General features: G+C 62.6%; 17 protein-coding genes and 2 pseudogenes. 10 read left to right on the top strand and 9 right to left on the bottom strand.

Annotated features, from left to right (window positions below; translation table 11 throughout):
- Positions 1-19 precede the first annotated feature (19 nt).
- Positions 20-622: a cupin domain-containing protein gene (locus NKG95_RS09455; protein ID WP_353040521.1), complete on the top strand. Its 603-nt coding sequence runs from the start codon at positions 20-22 to the stop codon at positions 620-622.
- Positions 623-1,520: 898 nt separating this feature from the next.
- Here NKG95_RS09455 and NKG95_RS09445 read toward each other — a convergent pair.
- Positions 1,521-2,471 carry a coiled-coil domain-containing protein gene (locus NKG95_RS09445; RefSeq protein ID WP_353040519.1) on the bottom strand — a complete coding sequence of 317 codons (951 nt, stop codon included), beginning with the start codon at positions 2,469-2,471 and terminating at the stop codon, positions 1,521-1,523.
- 797 nt (positions 2,472-3,268) lie between these two features.
- Positions 3,269-4,177 (bottom strand): hydrogen peroxide-inducible genes activator, encoded by a 909-nt coding sequence (locus NKG95_RS09440; RefSeq protein WP_353040518.1) that lies wholly within the window; start codon positions 4,175-4,177, stop codon positions 3,269-3,271.
- A 146-nt stretch (positions 4,178-4,323) separates the two neighbouring features.
- On the opposite strand from NKG95_RS09440, the gene katG reads away from it, so the two are divergent.
- A complete protein-coding gene (gene katG / locus NKG95_RS09435; protein ID WP_353040517.1) occupies positions 4,324-6,522 on the top strand; it encodes a catalase/peroxidase HPI in 2,199 nt (732 codons plus the stop codon).
- 77 nt (positions 6,523-6,599) lie between these two features.
- Here the strand turns inward: katG and NKG95_RS09430 are convergent, their stop codons facing one another.
- Complete coding sequence (locus NKG95_RS09430; protein ID WP_023677138.1) at positions 6,600-7,277, bottom strand: MIP/aquaporin family protein; 678 nt, start codon at positions 7,275-7,277, stop codon at positions 6,600-6,602.
- Between the two features lie 347 nt (positions 7,278-7,624).
- On the opposite strand from NKG95_RS09430, the gene NKG95_RS09425 reads away from it, so the two are divergent.
- From NKG95_RS09425 to guaA, 4 genes are all read left to right on the top strand, one after another.
- The gene (locus NKG95_RS09425; RefSeq protein WP_353040516.1) at positions 7,625-8,914 is read left to right on the top strand and encodes an RsmB/NOP family class I SAM-dependent RNA methyltransferase; all 1,290 of its coding nucleotides are present in this window, start codon (positions 7,625-7,627) and stop codon (positions 8,912-8,914) included.
- Between the two features lie 145 nt (positions 8,915-9,059).
- Entirely contained in the window at positions 9,060-9,518 is a 459-nt protein-coding gene (locus NKG95_RS09420) for a PaaI family thioesterase (protein WP_023716493.1), read from the top strand.
- Between the two features lie 27 nt (positions 9,519-9,545).
- Positions 9,546-10,196, top strand: coding sequence for a 5'-methylthioadenosine/S-adenosylhomocysteine nucleosidase (locus NKG95_RS09415; RefSeq protein ID WP_023716494.1), 651 nt, complete (start codon positions 9,546-9,548; stop codon positions 10,194-10,196).
- Between the two features lie 86 nt (positions 10,197-10,282).
- On the top strand, positions 10,283-11,845 hold the full coding sequence (guaA, locus tag NKG95_RS09410) for a glutamine-hydrolyzing GMP synthase (RefSeq protein WP_352482341.1): 1,563 nt from the start codon (positions 10,283-10,285) through the stop codon (positions 11,843-11,845).
- A gap of 265 nt (positions 11,846-12,110) precedes the next feature.
- On the opposite strand, the pseudogene NKG95_RS09405 reads toward guaA, so the two are convergent.
- Positions 12,111-12,714 (bottom strand): annotated as a pseudogene (locus NKG95_RS09405) (NADPH-dependent F420 reductase).
- 407 nt (positions 12,715-13,121) lie between these two features.
- Here NKG95_RS09405 and NKG95_RS09400 point away from each other — a divergent pair.
- Positions 13,122-13,355 (top strand): hypothetical protein, encoded by a 234-nt coding sequence (locus NKG95_RS09400; protein WP_023716496.1) that lies wholly within the window; start codon positions 13,122-13,124, stop codon positions 13,353-13,355.
- 159 nt (positions 13,356-13,514) lie between these two features.
- On the opposite strand, the gene NKG95_RS09395 is transcribed toward NKG95_RS09400, so the two are convergent.
- Positions 13,515-14,645: an aminopeptidase gene (locus NKG95_RS09395; RefSeq protein ID WP_353040537.1), complete on the bottom strand. Its 1,131-nt coding sequence runs from the start codon at positions 14,643-14,645 to the stop codon at positions 13,515-13,517.
- A gap of 264 nt (positions 14,646-14,909) precedes the next feature.
- Between NKG95_RS09395 and NKG95_RS09390 the strand changes: the two genes are divergently transcribed.
- The 3 genes and pseudogenes from NKG95_RS09390 to NKG95_RS09380 all read left to right on the top strand — a co-directional run.
- The gene (locus NKG95_RS09390; RefSeq protein WP_352482339.1) at positions 14,910-15,569 is read left to right on the top strand and encodes a L,D-transpeptidase; all 660 of its coding nucleotides are present in this window, start codon (positions 14,910-14,912) and stop codon (positions 15,567-15,569) included.
- 10 nt (positions 15,570-15,579) lie between these two features.
- Positions 15,580-16,092 (top strand): OmpA family protein, encoded by a 513-nt coding sequence (locus NKG95_RS09385; RefSeq protein WP_353040515.1) that lies wholly within the window; start codon positions 15,580-15,582, stop codon positions 16,090-16,092.
- Positions 16,093-17,235: 1,143 nt separating this feature from the next.
- Positions 17,236-17,361, top strand: a pseudogene (locus NKG95_RS09380) (LysR family transcriptional regulator); the annotation flags it as partial.
- Between the two features lie 106 nt (positions 17,362-17,467).
- Here NKG95_RS09380 and NKG95_RS09375 read toward each other — a convergent pair.
- From NKG95_RS09375 to NKG95_RS09360, 4 genes are all read right to left on the bottom strand, one after another.
- Positions 17,468-18,280 (bottom strand): SDR family NAD(P)-dependent oxidoreductase, encoded by an 813-nt coding sequence (locus NKG95_RS09375; RefSeq protein WP_023716502.1) that lies wholly within the window; start codon positions 18,278-18,280, stop codon positions 17,468-17,470.
- Between the two features lies 1 nt (position 18,281).
- On the bottom strand, positions 18,282-18,947 hold the full coding sequence (locus tag NKG95_RS09370) for an SRPBCC domain-containing protein (protein WP_353040514.1): 666 nt from the start codon (positions 18,945-18,947) through the stop codon (positions 18,282-18,284).
- 3 nt (positions 18,948-18,950) lie between these two features.
- On the bottom strand, positions 18,951-19,550 hold the full coding sequence (locus NKG95_RS09365) for an NADPH-dependent F420 reductase (protein WP_353040513.1): 600 nt from the start codon (positions 19,548-19,550) through the stop codon (positions 18,951-18,953).
- A gap of 158 nt (positions 19,551-19,708) precedes the next feature.
- Positions 19,709-20,443: an SDR family NAD(P)-dependent oxidoreductase gene (locus tag NKG95_RS09360; RefSeq protein ID WP_292208972.1), complete on the bottom strand. Its 735-nt coding sequence runs from the start codon at positions 20,441-20,443 to the stop codon at positions 19,709-19,711.
- Positions 20,444-20,528 lie beyond the last annotated feature (85 nt).

Raw genomic sequence — 20,528 nt, 5'->3', positions numbered from 1 at the left:
ACCAACCCAAGGCCACACCATGAGCATTCTGCAAAGCATGAAGAAAACCGTCGAGCAGGTCACCGGTGTGGCCAGACCCGGCAGGCGAGAGGTCGCCGATCTCCTGAGGCCGCGCAGACCGAATGCGTTTCGGTTTGGGGATGATGGCCTGGTGCCCAACCATCCGTTTTGGCCGCTTGTCGTCTATCGCGGCGCCGTCAAGCTGCCTGAAGAATTCGACCCGGCGGCCGTCATGGAGGCGCTTTTCGAAGCAAATGGCTGGGGCGATAGCTGGCGCAACGGCATCTATGGGCACATTCACTACCATTCGCGCATCCACGAGGTGCTGGGCGTCGCGCGCGGCACGGCCAAAGTCCGGTTTGGCGGCAAGAAGGGACGAACGCTGTCGCTGAAGGCCGGCGACGTCGCGGTGCTTCCGGCCGGCACCGGGCACCAGCGACTTTCCGCATCCGACGATTTTCTAGTCGTCGGCGCCTATCCTCAATCCGGCACCTATGACCTGTGCACGACTGCCGCCTACCATGCCAAGGCGGTCGTAACGATCCCCAGGGTCGACCGCCCGCGCAAGGACCCTGTCTATGGCAGCAAAGGCCCGTTGCTCGCAGCCTGGGAAAGCGACTGAAGCCGTTCTTTTCGAAGGGGCTTGCGGGTTGGCTTCGTGGCTCAAACCGAACCTTTGACCAACACCTACGGCGCCACCGACGAAGAAGGCCGCCTTGTAGATGGCGAAGCGGATCGTGCCGCTGTCGGCGTGCGGCAGCTCTGGCAATCAGGCTTGGTGCTATGTTATCGCAGTGACCCTGCCCGACGCATCGAGGCGACAACTGACTTGCGCCTGTCGGACTTCGATGCCACCCTTTCTTGCGTAGTCTATTCGCACCTCGATCGGCGCCGTGCGTGCACCCCGAAGTTGACGCAATGCGCCTGCGCTTACCGCGTGGACACGGACGGCGCCAAGCGGCGTCGCAGCGGCCATGATCGCCGCGCGGCAGGCTTGCACGACCGCAACCGGCGTACCGGGTCTCGCTGTCAGTGGTCCCAGAGATCCAAAGGGATACCCCTTGGTGGAGTCACTCCCACCGGCTTTGGAAGGCCTGAGGACGGGTGGCAGGACGATGGATTGCCTGGCGGTCTTGGCAGGGGAAGGGGCCGTCACTGCAGTCGAACTGTCGGGTGCCGTAGCCGCTTCGTTTTCGGCGGACGGATCGTCGCCCACACTGGCACTTGTGCTTGTGTCACCAACGTTGCCGCTGGCACTAACGCCTGCGTCGACTGATCCGTCATCTGCACCGACCGAAGCTCCAACATTTGCTCCGCCTACGCCGTCGACGCTCGTGCCCGCCCCGACAGATACGCCTTGCGAACCGGCGCTCACTCCAGCACCGACCCCGACACCGCCGGCCCTACCGCCCACGCCTGCTTCAAGTGCCGAGGCAGGCCCAATTGTGATCCCGATCGTCAACGCGGCTGCGACATACTTGTTCATTGTCATCTCCCCTGCGGCTTTCGCTCCCTAGTCTTCACTGGCGCGGCTCGCCGCTTTTGGATGGCCGTGTTGGAAGCAATGCTGCGGGAAGAGGTATGGTTGCCAGCAGAGCAGTTTGTGGCGACTTTTGGACCTTCACTTTCTGTTTTTTCGGCAAGCCCGGTTTACGGGCTGGTTGGGCGCCCGAATGCGATAACCTACTTGCAAGTGCACTCGCGGGGGTACGTGCTTTCGGCGCGCGCTCCACAGCCGCAGTGCGACGCTTACCCTTGACAATATCAATTGCCTCACGCGCGGCACTGAGGCTGCGGGCTAGACCGATAGCCCGTTCACGCTCTTGGTCCAGCGCGGCACTCAAATCTACCGAGCTCTGCTTTAAAGCATCGCGTTCCCGGCGAACAATATCGAGGTCACGTACAGCTGAATCTGCTCGTTCGCGTCCCCGTTCGAGTGTTTCTCGAGCCTGCTTTAGAGCGGCCTCGGCCACCTGTCGGTCCCTTATGGCGTTGGCTTGCTCGACGGCTGCCAGATTTGCGCCTTTCTTAAGAGCATCGATAGTTTGGCGAGCCGTGGTAAGTTCTTGTTCCAGGAGCTCAACCTTGTGCCGCTCGTCATCAAGCGCTCGCTTCGCAGCAAGCTGGGAGGCGTCCATAGAGGGGTGCGCTCCAGGCGCGGCAGCCTTCTCGCTGTTCCAGAGACTGGCTTCGGCCCTGTAGCTTTCGATAACGCGCTGCGCCGCCTCCAGATCGAGCGCGAGCGCTTCGTCTGTTCGCTGCTGCTCATTTAGGGCTTGTGCTTGCTGAGCCACCGTGTCTGCCAGTACGTGTGCCCGGGCGCTTAGCTCACGTGCGCCGCGCTGCATAATGTCTAGCTCCGCTCGTGCTGCGGCCAATTCGCGGCGTAAAGCCTCCTCATGCTCGCCGAGCGGTGTTTGCGCGCCCTCCTTGAGTGCCCGTGTTTTGAGTGCCTGTGTTTCGCTGATCACCAGCTCTCTAGATATAGGGGATCGGAGCGCGCTCGGTTGTGGCTTGCCCGGTTCTTTGCCGACCTCGGTGTGTTCGGAAACCGCGACCGACGAGCTGTCGTTAGCTGTGGTAACCGCTGACGCTTCGGGCGCCAACTGACCATTTGCCGGAGATGCCAACGCCAGAACGAGGCATAACGGAATGAGGGATGGTATGGCGTTGCACCCCCTGCCGCGTATCCCGTGAAGTAAAATCAAGGGCCGTGGTTTAATAAAGGTGAAGTCACAGCGGAGACATTTTGACCTGGTACTCTGCGCATGATTCATCACTGAACCTCACCGATCGCGGCCCTCACCGCTATTGTATTCTCCACTTACTGCACGCCGCGGATGCCGCACCGAAAAGATCAATGCTAGTGAAGCACCCTCGGCAACGCCAAAGCACGGAATTGCGCGCAAAGGCTGTTTCCTATTTCCTTAGTTGTCATCATTCGAACAAACGGAACTTTCGGCTTTCGGGATGACCATCTTCCCTACCCAACGGCTGTGATGCGGCGCAAAGCAGCCGTTCAGGTCTGCGAGGGTCGACTTCGGGTCAACACCAGACTTCCGCTGGATGGTACGGCGCACCTTCACCCGCCAGCACCGCCGCTTCCAATCGGGATGATCTTCGCAAGCTAGATGCATTCATCGTGCCGGACCTTGGTGCGGAGCCGCATGGCGGCTTGCTCGCGGCCTGGGAAAGGAACTGAAGTCGTTCCTTTCGAAGGCGCTTGCCGGTTGGCTTCGGGGCTAAAACCGGATCCTTGACCCGCCGCTCACGCCGCCAGCACCGCCGCATCCAGCCCGCGGATGATCTTGGCCAGTTCGACGCATTCGTCGTGGCGGACCTTGTTGCGCCGCCAGGCGAGGCAGATCGTGCGTTGCGGCATTGGTTCCTGGAACGGCACGATCTTCAGATCGGGGATAGTGCTGGCCGGCCCTGCCGCCATTTCCGGGATAAGCGTGACGCCGAGCCCGTGCGCCACCATCTGCAGCAGCGTCGTCAGGCTGGTCGCGCCATAGCTTGCCATCGCCACCGGCCGCACGCTGCCGCAGACGGCGAGCGCCTGTTCGCGCAGGCAATGGCCTTCCTCCAGCAGCATCAGCCGCTCCAGTGCCGGGCTTTCCGGCGGCACCGGCGGCGAGGCGAAGGCGGGATCGCCGGCCGGCACGGCCAGGAAGAACCGGTCCGGGAAAAGTTCTTCGGTGACCAGGCCTGGGTAATCGAGGGGCAGTGCCGCGACGAAGGCGTCGAGCTTTCCCGAGGCGGTGTCCTCGACCAGCGACGCGGTCACCGCCTCGCGCAACTCCAGCTGCAAGGCCGGAAAGTGCCGTTTCAGCTCCGGCAGCACATGCGGCAAGAGATAGGGTGCCACCGTCGGGATGATGCCGAGCCGGAAGCGGCCTTCCAGCGCCGGGCGGCCGCGCCGGGCCGTCGCCTCGACGTCGCGGACGTCGGCAAGGATGCGCTCGATGCGCGGCAGCAGGACCTGCGCCTCGTCGGTCATGCGCACCGACTTGCCGCCGCGCTCGAACAGACGGCAATTGAGCCGCAGCTCCATCTCGGCGATCTGCGCGGACAGCGCCGGCTGACTGACGCCGGCGAGTTTTGCGGCGCGGCCGAAATGCAGCGTCTGCGCCAGCGCTTCGAAATAATGCATCTGCCGGACGGTCAAACCAATCATAAGGAAAACCTATCGCAACAAACAGCAAAGGCAATTTGTTTTTATCGGCAAGGCGGCCTAATCTGGAACCATTCCAGAGTGGTGCGGCTCGAGGCCCATCCGGAAAATCAACAAAATCCCGGAAAATCAACAAATCGGAGGCAAAGATGGACGCGAAAACCGACGACAACAGCGCCGGCAAATGCCCGGTCCCACATGGATCGGCCAGGAGGAGCAACCGTGACTGGTGGCCGAGCCAGCTTGACCTTGCCGTCCTCCACCAGCAGTCCAGCCTCTCGGACCCGATGGACGAGGACTTCGACTACGCCAAGGAATTCAAGAGCCTCGATCTCGATGCGGTGATCAGGGATCTGCACCAGGTGATGACCGATTCGCAGGATTGGTGGCCGGCCGATTTCGGCCATTACGGCCCGCTCTTCATCCGCATGGCCTGGCACAGCGCCGGCACCTATCGCATCGGCGATGGCCGTGGCGGCGCCGGCGCCGGCCAGCAGCGTTTCGCGCCGCTCAACAGCTGGCCGGACAACGCCAATCTCGACAAGGCGCGCCGGCTGCTGTGGCCGATAAAGCAGAAATACGGCAGGAAGATCTCCTGGGCCGACCTGTTGATCCTCACCGGCAACGTCGCGCTGGAATCGATGGGCTTCAAGACCTTCGGCTTCGCCGGCGGGCGCGCCGATGTCTGGGAGCCCGAGCAGGACGTGGACTGGGGGTCGGAAACCAAGTGGCTCGACGACGAGCGCTATTCCGGCGACCGCGAACTTCACGGCCATCTCGGCGCCGTGCAGATGGGCCTGATCTACGTCAACCCGGAAGGGCCGAACGGCACGCCCGATCCATTGGCCTCGGCACGCGACATCCGCGAAACCTTCGCCCGCATGGCCATGAACGATGAGGAAACCGTGGCGCTCATCGCCGGCGGCCACACCTTCGGCAAGACCCACGGCGCCGGCGATGCGTCGCTGGTCGGGGCGGAGCCGGAAGGCGCAGGCATCGAAGCGCAGGGCCTCGGGTGGTCGAGCAAGCATGCCACCGGCATTGCCGGCGATGCCATCACCTCGGGCCTCGAGGTGACGTGGACCACGACGCCGACCAAATGGAGCAACAACTTCTTCGACAATCTGTTCAACTACGAATGGGAACTGACCAAGAGCCCGGCCGGCGCCCATCAGTGGACACCGAAGGGCGGCGCCGGTGCAGGCACCGTGCCGGATGCGCACGATGCCTCGAAGCGCCGCGCCCCGGCGATGCTGACCACCGACCTCGCGCTACGCGTCGACCCGGCCTACGAGAAGATCTCGCGGCGGTTCCACCAGAATCCGGATCAGTTCGCCGATGCCTTCGCCCGCGCCTGGTTCAAGCTGACCCATCGCGACATGGGTCCCGTCGTCCGCTATCTCGGCCCGCTCGTGCCGAAGGAAGAGCTGATCTGGCAGGATCCGATACCGGCAGTCGACCACGAACTGGTCGGCGAACAGGATATCGCCTCGCTGAAGGCGAAGATCCTGGCCTCCGGCCTGTCCGTGTCCGAGCTGGTCTCGACCGCCTGGGCCTCGGCCTCGACTTTCCGCGGCTCCGACAAGCGCGGCGGCGCCAACGGCGCCCGCATCCACCTGGCGCCGCAGAAGGACTGGGAGGTCAACCAGCCGGCGCAGCTGGCCAACGTGCTCGAAAAGCTCGAAGGCATCCAGAGCGAGTTTAACGCCGGGCAGTCCGGCGACAAGAAAGTCTCGCTTGCCGACCTCATCGTTCTCGGCGGCGTCGCCGCGGTCGAGAAGGCGGCGAAAGACGGCGGCCATGACGTCAAGGTGCCGTTCACGCCAGGCCGCATGGACGCCTCGCAGGAACAGACCGATGTCCAGTCCTTCGCCGCGCTCGAGCCGAAAGTCGATGGCTTCCGCAACTACGTCAGGGGCAAGCCGCCGATGTCGGTCGAAGCGATGCTGGTCGACCGGGCGCAGCTGCTGACCTTGACGGCGCCGGAGATGACGGTGCTTGTCGGCGGGCTGCGGGTGCTCGGCGCCAACACCGGCCAGTCGAAGCACGGGGTGTTCACCGACAGGCCGGGCACGTTGACCAATGATTTCTTCGTCAACCTGCTCAGCATGAATACGGTCTGGGATCCGGCCGCCGGCTCCGATGAAGTCTACCAAGCGCGCGACCGCAAGACCAAGGCGGTCAAGTGGACCGGCACCCGCGCCGACCTGATCTTCGGCTCGCACGCGCAGTTGCGTGCACTTGCCGAGGTTTACGGCTCGGCCGACGCCGGGCAGAAGTTCGTCAGGGATTTCGCCGCGGCCTGGACCAAGGTGATGAACGCCGACCGTTTTGACCTCGCGGCCTGATCCAGCACACGAAGTTCTCGACGCAACAAAAAAGGCGCGGGCCTCGACCCGCGCCTTTTCGTTGGGCCTCCGAAAAGTCAGTCCTTCTCGAAGATACCGGCCTTGGCAACCACGCCGGCAATGGCGCCGCCGATCAGCGGCGCGACGATGAACAGCCACAGCTGGCCGATCGCCGCAGTTCCCGAAAACAGCGCCGGTCCGATCGAACGGGCCGGGTTGAGCGATGTGCCGGTCACCGGGATGATGGCGAAATGCAGGCCGGCCAGCGTCAGGCCGATTACGAGGCCGGCGAAGGCCGTGGTGTGCTTGGCGTTGGTGACGCCGAGGATCACCGTGACGAAGGTGAAGGTTCCGATCAGCTCCCACAGGAAGGCCGAGCTGACGCCCCATTTCGTCACGTCCCAGCCATTGGCGCCGAAGCCGCCGGTGTGGCCGCCGACCTGTCCGGAGACGATGATCCACAGTGCCAGCGATGCGATGATGGCGCCGATGACCTGCGCGATCCAGTAGGGAATGACGTCCCTGGCCGGCATCCGCCCGGCAAGGAACACGCCGAGCGTCACCGCCGGATTGAGATGCGCGCCCGAGATCGGGCCGATCGCATAGGCCGCCGCGATCAGGCCGATGCCGAATGCCAGACCGATACCTTCCTGGCCAAGCGGCAGCGCGCCGCCGAAGCCGCCCGTCACCACCGAAGCCGTGCCGATGAACACCAATAGAAACGTGCCTAGAACTTCCGCCAGATAAGTTTTCATTGCCCTCTCCTCGTATCGACCCGCGGCTCCGCTTTTTTCTGCGACGCGAATCACCGCGCAAAGAGTATTCGCAACCGCAAAAGTTGCAAAGCAGCGCAGTTGCACCTGCCGGCGTGCTTGTGCTCGCCAGACAAGAACATTAGAGGATTATAATATATTGATCGAATTATTTGGTCCCGCATGCCGACGCCCGCTTGGTGGCGGCGGCTCGCGATGCACCAACCCACATTCGTCACCCGCCTTGCATGGATTGTCTCGCCGTCGGGGAAACAGACTGTTTCAATCAGGACACGAAAAGCTCTAAGAGCAGGGCCGGATTTTATTTTGCTGAGTAATGGAAGACGACAATGAGACTGGGCGGGCGGCTGGCGGCAGCCATCGAAGTGCTTGACGACATCGGCCGGCGCCACCGGCCGGTGGCCGATGCGCTGAAGGACTGGGGCCTGTCGCACCGCTTCGCCGGTGGCGGCGACCGCGCCGCGATCGGCAACATCGTCTACGACGCGCTGCGCCGCAAACGCTCCGCCGGCTGGCTGCTCGGCGAGGAGACGCCGCGCGCCATCGGCTTCGGCGCGCTGCTGCTCGAATGGGGCCAGACGGCGCAGTCGCTGAACGAGGCGCTCGAGGGCGACAAGTTCGCGCCGCCGCTGCTGAACGCCGACGAATTGAAAACCCTCGCCGCTCGCCGGCTCACCGACGCGCCGCCGGCTGTCAGGGCAGACATCCCCGACTGGTGCATGCCGCTGTTCGAGCGGGCGTTCGGCACGGCCTGGGTGGAAGAGGGTGCCGCGCTTGGCACTCGCCCGCCGCTCGACCTCAGGGTCAACACGCTCAAGGCCGATCGTGGCAAGGTGCTGGCGGAATTGGCGGAGACCGGCGCCAAGCCTGCGCGGATCGCGCCGCACGGCATCCGCATCCCGCCGATCGACGGCGACGGCAGACACCCGAACGTGCAGGCCGAACCGGCCTTCCAGAAAGGCTGGTTCGAGGTTCAGGACGAAGGTTCGCAGATTGCAGCCGAACTGGCCGGCGCCGAGCCTGGCATGCAGGTGCTCGACTTTTGTGCCGGCGCCGGCGGCAAGACGCTGGCGCTGTCCGCGGCGATGGACAATCGCGGCCAGATCTTCGCCCACGATGCCGAGAAGGCAAGGCTGGCGCCGATATTCGACCGCATCCGCCGCTCGGAAAACCGCAATGTGCAGATCGTCACCAAGCCGGCCGAGCTTGCGCCGCTCGGCAAGCACATGGATATCGTCCTGATCGATGCGCCCTGCACCGGCAGCGGCACGTGGCGGCGCCGGCCGGATGCCAAATGGCGGCTGACGCAAAGGCAGCTCGACGCCCGCAAGGGCGAGCAGGAGACGATACTCGATGCCGCCAAGGACTTCGTCAAACCCGGCGGCCTGCTGGTCTACATCACCTGTTCGGTGTTCGACGAGGAGAATGGCGACCAGGTTTCGGCCTTCCGGGACCGCCATCCCGGCTTTGTCCCGGTCGATCACCGCCAGCTTTGGGACAGCCGTTTTGCGGGCCACGAAGCGGCAGTGCGTATTGGCGCCGCGGGCGGCATTTCGCTGTCGCCGTTGCTGAGCGGCACCGACGGCTTTTATTTCTGCGCGCTGCGGCGGGCTGGCTGAACGGTTGCCGGATGTCGCCGATCTCGCTTCTTATCAGCAGGTTTAGCCAATTGCTGCAGTGCAGCATTTGCGATTGCCTGCCGCCCACCCCTCTGCGATAAATGCCTCTGCAATAAGATTTGTCGAGAAACGAAGGGCGACGGCCATGGCAGCAAAGATCGTTCCTGCTCCCGATTATGAGGACCGCGTCAGGACGTCCTTCGCGCGCCAGAACGCGATGATGACGATTGGCGCCGAGCTGACGCTGGTGACGCCCGGTATCATCGAGATCGAAATGCCCTATTCGTCGGCACTGACCCAGCAGCACGGCTTTCTTCATGCCGGCGTCATTTCGACGGCTCTCGATTCGGCCTGTGGCTATGCGGCATTCTCGCTGATGCCGGAAAATTCCGGCGTGCTGACCATCGAGTTCAAGGTCAATCTGCTGGCGCCCGGCCGGGGCGAGCGTTTTCTGTTCCGCGGCTCGGTGACCAAGCCCGGCCGCACCATCATCGTCGCCGATGGCCAGGCCTATGCGTTCGCCACCGACGGCGAGGCCAAGTTGATCGCCACGATGACCGGAACGATGATGACGGTGCTCGGCCGCGACGATATCGAGGGCTGAGGAACGGGCAGGGGAGGACAGACGATCATGGCCGGCAAGACACCTGGTGAGCTCACCCTGATTTCCGGCAAGTCCGTTCTCTTCGTCATGGCGGCCGAAGCCGAATACGGCCCACACTTGCAGCGACTGTTCACGCCGCTGATGACCGGCGTCGGGCCGGTCGAGGCCGGCGTCGGGCTCAGCGCCGAACTGTCCCGGCTGCACGCCGGGAAGGCGCTGCCGGATCTGGTCGTGTCGCTCGGTTCGGCGGGCAGCCGGATGCTGGAGCAGACGGAAATCTACCAGGCCGTTTCGGTCGCCTACCGCGACATGGACGCTTCGCCCTTGGGTTTCGAGAAGGGCGCCACGCCGTTTCTCGACCTGCCTGTCGGTGTGCCGCTACCGTTCAGGATACCGGGCATCAGGCCGGCGACGCTGTCCACCGGCGCGGCAATCGTCTCCGGCGCCGCCTACGACGCGGTCGCCGCTGATATGGTCGACATGGAGACCTTCGCCTGCCTGCGCGCCTGTCAGCTGTTCGACGTGCCGCTTATCGGCCTGCGCGGCATTTCCGACGGGGCGGCCGATCTGAGGCACGTCGGCGACTGGACGGAATACCTGCATGTCATCGACGAGAAGCTGGCCGGGGCGGTGCAACTGCTGGAACAGGCGATCGCGTCTGACACGCTGCAGTTTTGACCTGTCGCATGAAGATGCGGATTCGGAGTGAGAGAGACGGCCCGCAACCCATTGCGCCGACTCGTTTCTTTCTTTAAACGCTCGCCATGAAAACAGCCAATCATCCCGACACCGTCCTGATTGTCGATTTCGGCAGCCAGTTCACTCAGCTGATTGCCCGCCGCATTCGCGAGGCCGGCGTCTTTTCCGAGATCGTGCCCTTCCAGTCGGCTGAGGCGGCGTTCAAGCGCATCAATCCAAAGGCGGTGATCCTGTCCGGCGGTCCGGCCTCGACCAGCGACATCGGCAGTCCGCGCGCGCCACAGATCGTCTTCGACGCCGGCGTGCCGGTGCTCGGCATCTGCTATGGCCAGATGGCGATGTGCGTGCAGATGGGCGGCGTCGCCGAAAGCTCCGACCATCGCGAGTTCGGCCGCGCCTTCGTCGAGATCGCCAAGGACAGCCCGTTGTTCGAGGGCCTGTGGGCGCCCGGCCAGCGCCACCAGGTGTGGATGAGCCATGGCGACCGTGTCATCTCCCTGCCGAAGGGGTTCGAGGTGCTCGGAAAATCGGAGGGCTCGCCCTTCGCCATCTTCGGCAATGTTGAGCGCAAGATGTACGGCCTCATGTTCCACCCCGAAGTGGTGCACACGCCGGACGGCGCCAGGCTGCTCCAAAACTTCGTCCACAACATCGCCGGCATCGAAGGCGACTGGACGATGCGGGCCTACCGTGAGCACGCGGTCGAGACGATCCGCAAGCAGGTCGGCAAGGGCAAGGTGATCTGCGCGCTTTCGGGCGGCGTCGATTCCTCGGTCGCGGCCCTGCTGATCCACGAGGCGGTCGGCGATCAGCTGACCTGCATCCTCGTCGACCACGGGCTGATGCGCAAGGACGAGGCGGCCGGCGTGGTGGAGATGTTTCGCCAGCACTACAATCTGCCGCTGATCCTGGTCGATGCTTCGGACCGTTTTATCGGCGCGCTCGAGGGCGAGTCGGATCCGGAGAAGAAGCGCAAGACCATCGGCCGGCTGTTCATTGAAGTGTTCGAGGAGGAGGCCGAGAAGCTCGGCGGCGCCGATTTCCTGGCGCAAGGCACGCTCTATCCCGACGTCATCGAAAGCGTCTCTTTCACCGGCGGACCGTCGGTGACGATCAAGTCGCACCACAATGTCGGAGGCCTACCCGCGCGCATGAACATGCAGCTGGTCGAGCCGCTGCGCGAATTGTTCAAGGACGAGGTGAGGGCGCTCGGCAAGGAGCTCGGCCTGCCCGACAGCTTCATCGGCCGGCATCCGTTCCCCGGCCCCGGTCTCGCCATCCGCTGCCCGGGCGGCATCACCCGCGAAAAGCTGGAGATCCTGCGTGAGGCCGATGCCATCTATCTGGATGAGATCCGCAAGGCCGGCCTCTACGACGCCATCTGGCAGGCCTTCGCCGTGCTGCTGCCGGTGCAGACCGTCGGCGTGATGGGTGACGGCCGCACCTACGAATTCGTCTGCGCGCTGCGCGCCGTCACCTCGGTAGATGGCATGACTGCGGATTTCTACCACTACGACATGGCATTCCTGGGCGCCGCCGCCACCCGCATCATCAACGAGGTGCGCGGCATTAACCGCGTCGTCTACGACGTGACGAGCAAACCGCCAGGCACGATCGAGTGGGAGTGAGGAGGGAGTGCGGTGGAGTAGTATCGGATAGCAGAGGACACTCGAGCGAATCCTAGGCCATCGATAGCAGTCGATAGATTCTAGGCGAACCCGCAGATCTGCCGCTCTGTCGGGCGTCTCCCCGCTCTTCGAACGGCGCCCATACGCCGTCAGGCCCACCCCAACCTTCGCGACTTTTTGGCCTTCAAATATTCGGTCGCGCGCTGCTCGAAGAAGTTAGCGCGCGCGACCAGTTCTCGGCGTCGATCACACGGTCGTAGGTCGATTACTGCTCCTTCTTGAACAAATCCTGGAAGATGAGCTGGCCCCAAGTGCGGCCGCGTGCGTGCACCAGCGCGCCACCCTCGTTGAGCTTTCCCAGCTTGACGGGTGCGAACCCGAGTTGTTTGGCCAAGGCCGCCACGGGAGCGATCGCGTCCTCGTCGTCGCTCGACAGAAAGACGACCCGGTGCCCGCCCTCGACGATCGGATCGGCAGCCAGGGTGGCCGCAACCAGGTGATTGAAACCTTTCACGAGCTTGGCGCCGGTGAACGCCTTCGCGACGAAGGCGGAGGACGGGAGGCCGTCCAGCTCTTCAAGGAGAACTCCAAACGCGTTCGTCGCGTCGATGACTGTCTTGCCTTCCCAGCTCGGCAGGGCCTTCGCAACCTCGCGATGCTCCCCGAACGGGACCGCCAAGATGATTGTGTCGGCCTCGAGTGCATCCCGCAGCGACTTGGCGACGACCGTGGGTCCAATCGCCCGAGCCTGCGGCGCCAGCGCCTCGGGCGGCCGGCGGCTCGCGACGGTCACGTCGATGTTTTTACGGGCGAAGGCGTGGGCGAGGGCCTGGCCTATCTTACCGAAATCCTACAATAGCGTAGCTCATAGTGCTTCTCCGATCCGTATTGGTCTTGATTCCCCGGCCCTCAACGGCGCTGGGTTATCCGTTCTACTGTGTGGCGACCTTCGCGAGATCTTCGGACTGCCACCCCAAGCGATGCGCGTCATCGGTTCGAATTCCTGAATTGACGCGTAGACGTGCTGCCGTGAACGACTTCCGCGCGGCCGGACGGTCAGCCGCGCGGCAGGCAAGCCCGGATACTCGAACGTGTGCGTCCAATCCTCCTCACTCGTTCATGTCGACATGGCTTGCGATCTCCGACTCAGGCGGAACCTATGACTCACAACCGACCCCAAGGAACACTGTTGCCGCCCATCTAGCCGTCTTATCGGTATCGGCGAAGCCGCTGATCTGTGCTAAGCCGCCGCCCGAATAGCCAAAGGAGTACACCCGTGAGCGAGCCGACCGTGGCCGAGGCGACCGACAGCATCTATGCATCGCTCCGGGCGAACAATGCCGACATCGACGCACATATCGCGGCGCTCAAAGCAGCGCTGACGCGAGAGGGGATAGAACAGGCGGTGTTTGATCCGGCAAGGCTGGCACAGAACAACCGTTCGGGCCGCAAGCTGATGCAGGCTTATTTTCGGCAGCGCGGCGTGAGCGTGAGGTTTTCGGCCTCGTAGGGGCGCACACTGAGGCGCCACAGCCCGCCGGCAATCATTGTGGTCCAGGACCCCTCGGGGAGTTCAGGCAAGTCCGCTTTTGGCTTCTGTAGGCCGACATGCGTCTTCTGGCCCCGCCGACGTCAAAGTACCTAGGAAATCGGCCGACAAATGGTCAATTCAATCACCTGCGCTGGCTGCCGAGTACATCAGCGACCGATTCGCCGCTTCTGGCCTTCGGATTTGACCGGCCCAATCGCATGTATCTGCGGCCTCGAGCGCTTCGGCGCGGTCAGATTTGTCTAACGCTCCTATCCGTCGAACCGACGCGAAGAACCGTGGATAGTCGCCCGAACACAAATCGAATAAGCGGAGAAACGCAGTCACCCGATCGCTGTAGACGGAAGTCGCGGCGAGCTTTGCGTTGTTGATCGGAGCATCGAACCAGGCGTCATATCCACGGTATCCACCCCAGCGCCTGTCGCGCATCTGTCGGTATCGCGTCCTCAGCCGTTCGATCGCGGCCTTCTTCGCGGCCCACTTCGGCTCAGAAGTAACATCGTCGTCATAGACATGCCTTAGCTCGTCCCGGGTCTGCGACACCAGCACAAGAAATTCAGCTCTGCGCCTCCGGTCGGCTTCGTAACGGCGCAATCCGGCAGTATCGCCGGTCGCGCGCAGCCATTTTCTCACACCCGTTGTTTCGACAGCGACAGCGAACGCTTCGTTGAACGAGGAATCGTCATGCACGTAGACGCGCTGGTGAGCGAGTTCGTGGAATACCAGCCCTGCAAGATACGTTTCATCTTGGCTGAGCATGGTGCTTAGCAGCGGGTCACTTGACCAGCCGAGCGTGGAATATGCAGTGATGCCCGTCATATAGATGTCCAGGCCCTGTCTCTGAAGTTCGACAGCGGTTTCAATCGCAGACCTTTTGGAGAAGTACCCTCGGTACGGTACGCATCCGAACACCGGAAAGCACCATGTTCGTGGCGTCAGCGAGAATTCCGGCGCTGCAAAGATGGCCCATGTCACCGCGTCTCGACCAACGTCAACATAGCTGCGGTAGCTGTTGTTGTCCGGCAGCGCTAGTTCATCTATCGCAAACTGTCGGATGGCGCTCGCCGATGCCATTCGAGCGCGCAATGTCCCAGGGGTCGAAGGATTGTCGATCAGCTCTCCGACATCCTGGCGCGCCGCCATGATCTCCACGTGACCCTTCAAGGATTGTGCGTAGTAGGAAATGCTGGTGCAACCTGCCACGCCGGACATCACGATCATCGCAGCAACCGAACGAAAAGCATGCATCATGCCCACGGCATCGCTCACACTTCCGGATAGGGCAAATGTCGCAACTACGCCCGGTCCCAAACAGTCGCGCCAATTTGGTAAGGTCCTGGAGGGGGTTTAGGTTAGACGTTCGTCCTCGGCAAGATAGTCACAATTCGGTCACTCGCCGCCAAATTGCCGAATGTCCGGACACGGCCGACTTAAGCAACGCAGCATTTTCCACTTTGAGGCGAAATAATTCTCAACTATGGTCCGCCAGGCTTTAGGCATGGGGGAATATTGCCGATGGTTTTATCACGCAGGGGTGTCGTGCTCGGTGGCCTGGCGCTGGTCGCGGTGGGTGCAACCAGCAATATTGCTCAAGCCGCGGCGGCAAAATCCTTTTTCGCCGGTACCGCCAGCGACAACAATTTTGTCTATCGCAAGACCAACTTCGCCAAGATCGACAAGAGATGGCATCGCCAGATCGTCAAGTATTTCAGCAGCGAGCCGGTCGGCACCGTCGTGGTCGATACCCGCCACCACTTCCTCTACGTCATCATGGAAAACAAGACCGCCATCCGCTACGGCGTCGGCGTCGGCAAGGACGGCTTCAAATGGTACGGCCGCGCGACGATCGACCGCCGCGCGCTGTGGCCGCAATGGGTCCCGCCCCCCGAAATGCGTAAGCGCAAGCCGGACCTACCACCCATGGTCGCAGGCGGCGCGTCCAACAATCCGCTCGGGCCGCGCGCGCTCTATTTGCACCGCGACGGCGCCGACACCGGCTACCGCCTGCATGGCACGCTGGAGCCATGGAGCATCGGCACCGACGCTTCCAGCGGCTGCATCCGTATGTTCCCGGAAGACATCATCGACCTCTACCAGCGCTGCCCGATCGGCACCGCGGTGCAGGTCCTGCCGCACATCGCCGACCAGGCGCCCGCTTCCACCACTGTCGAATGATTGGCGCCTCATGAACCGCATGATTGAAAACACGCGCCGGCTGCTCGCCGCCGGCCTGCTGGTGCTGGTCGCATCCTGCTCGACCAGCAACACGCTGGCCCCTTCCACGCCCGACGTCACCAACACCGAGGTTGCCGGCTTCCAGAACGTGCAGCCGGGCAGCGAGGAGGATTTTATCCTCAATGTCGGCCGCCGCACCTATTTCACGCAAGGTTCGGCCGCGCTCGATTCTGTCGCCAAGGCCACCCTCGACACCCAGATCGCCTGGTTAGCAAAGCATCCGCGCTGGCTGCTCAAGCTGCAGGGTTTCGCCGACGATCCCGGCGCAAGTGAAACGGCGCTGTCGCAGCAGCGCGCCGATGCGGTGATGGACTACCTCGCCGCCGGCGGCATAGACCGCAACCGCATGTGGGCCAAGGGCTACGGCAAGGACAGGCTCGTCCGCGAGTGCCCCGACAACGCCTGCAGGTCGCAGAACCGCCGGGTCGTGTCTAATTTGCGCGATGTGAGGGACGAGCCATAGGGCTGCTGTTTTGCTTGTGACCCGAAGCAGAGTCTCACACGCGGCGGCGGCATGGCTGCTTTGCGCCTCATCTCAGTCGTTAACCCAAACTCTGCCTCGACTTGAAAGCGGTTGTTCCCACAACTGCAACAGCGGCAGCCAAGCGTCCTTTCTTTTGTGATGATCCCAAGAGCCATTGCTCTGCCACACTACGGCCTTTGGGTTACAGACAGGCGAGTGTGACGCCTGTTGCTTCGGCGTTTCCTGCGGGCTTGCGAACCGCAATATCGGAAGCCGATCGCTCGGTGACCTCCGTCGCCGATTTGGATCAATCAGCGGTTCACAATTTGTTTCGCGTAGGATAATGCCCGATCGTGGGAAATTTTGCGATCGTCACTGAATGAACAACCTTGACCTTTCCGCCACGACTTCGTTCTGAGCGTCAAGCCAGAGTACGCTACCAAGATTGTAAGCGGTCAGAAGAAAGTCGAACTGAGGCGTCGATTTCCGCACCTTTACACGCGCGGCAGCGTCGACTTCTTCCGCACATATCCCGGAATGTATGTGCCGCGGCCGCTGATACTGCGATGTCAGGTCCTCGGTCAACCACTGCAGCATATCGCGTACGAGACCCTGGCTTTGATCAAGATGAATTGGAACAACACTCAGTTCGACAACGGAATGCCGATTACTATTGCGACGGCAAGACAGGTGGGGCAGGTGCTGAAGTACCTCGGAGACGGGCAGGAGATCGCTCCAAGGTACAGCTTTTACATGTAGAGAATCGGCTCTGACGCTGCGGAAGCGGGCAGCTCTATGTCGGCGAACGAAAGCGATGGAGTGAACACAAACGCCCACTCTGGCTGCGCGAACGGAGGGGAGTGCTGTGGAGTAGTATCGGATAGCAGAGGACACTCGAGCGAATCCTAGGCCATCGATAGCAGTCGATAGATTCTAGGCGACCGACAGATCTGCCGCTCTGTCGGGCGTCTCCCCGCTCTTCGAACGGCGCCCATACCCCGTCGGGCCTACCCCAACCTTCGCGACTTTGTGGCCTTCAAATCTTCGGTCGCGCGCTGCTCGAAGAAGTTAGCGCGCGATCAGTTCGTGGAGATGTTTCGCCAGCACTATAATCTGCCGCTGATCCTGGTCGATGCTTCGGAGCCGGTGCTTTCCAACCATGCGGTCGAGCGGCACAATATCACGGCGGTCTGGCCGGAAAGCCGGCGCGCCAATCCCGCTGTGCGCGCCTTCCTCGACCTGTTGCAGGGTGTGTCGAGAAACAGGTGAAGGTCACGGCCAGCATTTGGCCTGAAGACACCGGGCAGGGGAAACTCAGCCGCAGGTGTCGACCGTCCGCTGGTCGGCGCCATTAGCGCCATAACCGTCTCGGCAGCTACGCGACGAAGCGGACCACGCCGCCATCCACCCGCAAAGCCGCGCCGGTTGTCGCCGAAGCCTGCTCCGAGCATGCGTAGATGATCATGTTGGCCACCTCATCGGTGGTCGCGAAGCGTTGGATGAGGGTGGTCGGACGCATCGCCTTCAAGAAGCCCTGTTCGGCCTCCTGCTGCGTGATTCCGTTTGCGTCAGCCTGCTTCGCCATGAAGTCGCCCAGGATCTCAGAGCGGGTAGGTCCCGGCAGGACGGCGTTGATTGTGACACCCGTGCCCGCGACCGCCTCGGCGAGCCCGCGCGACACCGCGAGTTGAGCGGTCTTGGTCATGCCGTAGTCGAGCATTTCCTTAGGGATGTTGACTGCGGACTCGCTACTTACAAACACGACGCGGCCCCAGCCTTTCGCCACCATCCGCGGCAGATAATGACGGGTCACGCGCACGCCACTCATTACGTTCAACTGGAAGAGGCCAAGCCAGTCCTCGTCGGGGATCTTCGCGATGTCCTCGACGCCACTGTAGCTCCGGATGTGAGCCGTACCAACATTGTTCACAAGGATATCGGCGTCCGGCGCCTGCGCGATCAAGGCCTGGGCACCCTCCGCTGTCGCAAGATCGGCGGCGATGCCCGAGATGTCGCTTCCGGGAAAGGCCTGCCGCATCTGCCTCACCGCCTCGTCGACCCGGGTATTCCCACGGCCGTTGACGACGACCGATGCACCGGCACGGGCAAACCCCTCCGCCGTCGCGCGGCCGATTCCGGCGGTGGATCCGGTGACAATCGCCTTGCGGCCCCTGAGTTCAATATTCATGTCATTTATCTCCAATGGTAGGTGGGTGATCATCCGCCGATCCAGGCTGGAAGCGCCCGTCGTCTGTTGAGTACCGACAATATTCGGGACGAAGGCAGGCCCAGTACTGTTCGGTCGAAAGCGTTGCGGCCCAAGCAACCGGCCAGGCCTCAAGACAAGCCCATTCAACTTGCCCTGCTTGCCACTTCCGCCTCGCAGCGCGGGCGAGGCTTTCGACCCATTCCTGGTGATAGCGGTAGAGTGCACCGGGATGCTTGCGCCCGAGTTCCTCAAGGAACCAAGGGCCCTGCTGCGTTTCTTCGGTCAGCACATGGCAGCCATCGACCGTAGGAGTGATGACCCAGCCGTGGTACGCGCTCGAGCCGGTCTCGTCGCCATCGACCGTCGTCGCCCACGCGAGCCTGCGGAAGGGTTCACACTCCGTCACGACCAGACTCATCGGAAAGGCAACCGTCACCCGGCTGTATCTGGTTTGAAGCGCCAGTTCCGGCTTGCCGGTCAAGATCTTGACCTGATCTTCGGCGGGAAAGTAGCTCGACCAATTCTCGGCATCGACGAGCAGCTTCCAGACCACTTCAGCCGGCGCCTTCACGTCAATGTCGTTGAGTGCGTAGATGGCCGACGTTTTCGGATCATATCGCTCGGGCCAAATCACATGATCATACATCGATTACTGCTCCTTCTTGAACAAATCCTGGAAGATGAGCTGGCCCCAAGTGCGGCCGCGTGCGTGCACCAGCGCGCCACCCTCGTTGAGCTTTCCCAGCTTGACGGGTGCGAACCCGAGTTGTTTGGCCAAGGCCGCCACCGGAGCGGTCGCGTCCTCGTCGTCGCTCGACAGAAAGACGACCCGGTGGCCGCCCTCGACGATCGGATCGGCAGCCAGGGTGGCCGCAATCAGGTGATTGAACCCTTTCACGAATTTGGCGCCGGTGAACGCCTTCGCGACGAAGGCGGAGGACGGGAGACCGTCCAGCTCTTCAGGGACTGGAAACGCGTTCATCGCGTCGATGACCGTCTTGCCTTTCCAACTCGGCAGGACCTTCGCAACCTCGCGATGCTCCCCGAACGGGACCGCCAAGATGATTGTGTCGGCCTCGAGTGCATCCCGCAGCGACTTGGCGACGACCGTGGGTCCAATCGCCCGAGCCTGCGGCGCCAGCGCCTCGGGCGGCCGGCGGCTCGCGACGGTCACGTCGATGTTTTTACGGGCGAAGGCGTGGGCGAGGGCCTGGCCTACCGCACCGAATCCTACAATCGCATAGCTCATAATACTTCTCCGATCCGTATTGGTCTTGATTCCCCGGCCCTCAACGGCGCTGGGTTATCCGTTCTACTGTGTGGCGACCTTTGCGTAGACGTCCCGGCGTTCCATCATGGACACGCTAGTTCCCGCCGGTCAGCCGCTTCCCGCGATCCGCCGCGATTTCAGATGGCCGAGAAGCCTCCGTCGACAGACAACTCCAGCCCATTCACGAAGCTCGAATCGTCTGAAGCAAGAAACAGCGCGGCCGTCGCAATTTCCTCAGGACGCCCCATCTTTCCCCGCGGGATCAGGGATTCGAACATCCGCTTCCCCTCCTCGTCGAGAACTTGGTCCTGCATCGGGGTGGCGATCGGCCCCGGGTGCAGCACGTTCACCCGGATATTCCTGCCCTTCAGCTCGTTGAGCCACCCGCGTGCGAATGCGTGCAACGCCGCCTTGCTCGCCGCATACACGCTGTAACCAGGAAAACCTTTCACCGAAGCAACTGATCCGGTCATGAAGATCGATCCGCCATCGTTGAACAGCGGCAACGCCTTTTGCACCGTGAACAGCGTGCCGCGCGTATTCAGGCCGAAGGTCGCATCGAAATGCTGCTCGGTAATCTCGCCCAGTGGGACGGCTTCGCCCGTGCCGGCGCTCGCATACAGGACGTCGATCTTGCCCTTTTCCCGCTTGACTGTATCGAACAGGCGGTCGAGGTCGTCGAGATTGGCCGCATCGCCGCGCACGCCGGTCACGTTCCGGCCGATCAGCTTGACGGCCTCGTCCAGCGCCTCCTGTCTCCGGCCCGTGATGAAAACATAGGCGCCTTCTTCAACGAACCGCTTGGCGCTCGCCAGCGCCATGCCGCTCGATCCACCCGTGATGACTGCAACCTTACCCTCAAGCTTTCCCATGACTTCTCCTTTCGTGGTGTCGGGACAGCATCTGCCTCCGAGAACCTCGAAATGGGTCCGCAGGCGTCAGGTGTTGAGTGCGGAA

This window comes from Mesorhizobium sp. M1423 (assembly GCF_040317575.1).
In the GTDB taxonomy this organism is placed as follows: Bacteria; Pseudomonadota; Alphaproteobacteria; order Rhizobiales; family Rhizobiaceae; genus Mesorhizobium.
The sequence above is the reverse complement of the archived record's forward strand: the minus strand, read 5'-3'. Positions and strand labels throughout refer to the sequence as shown.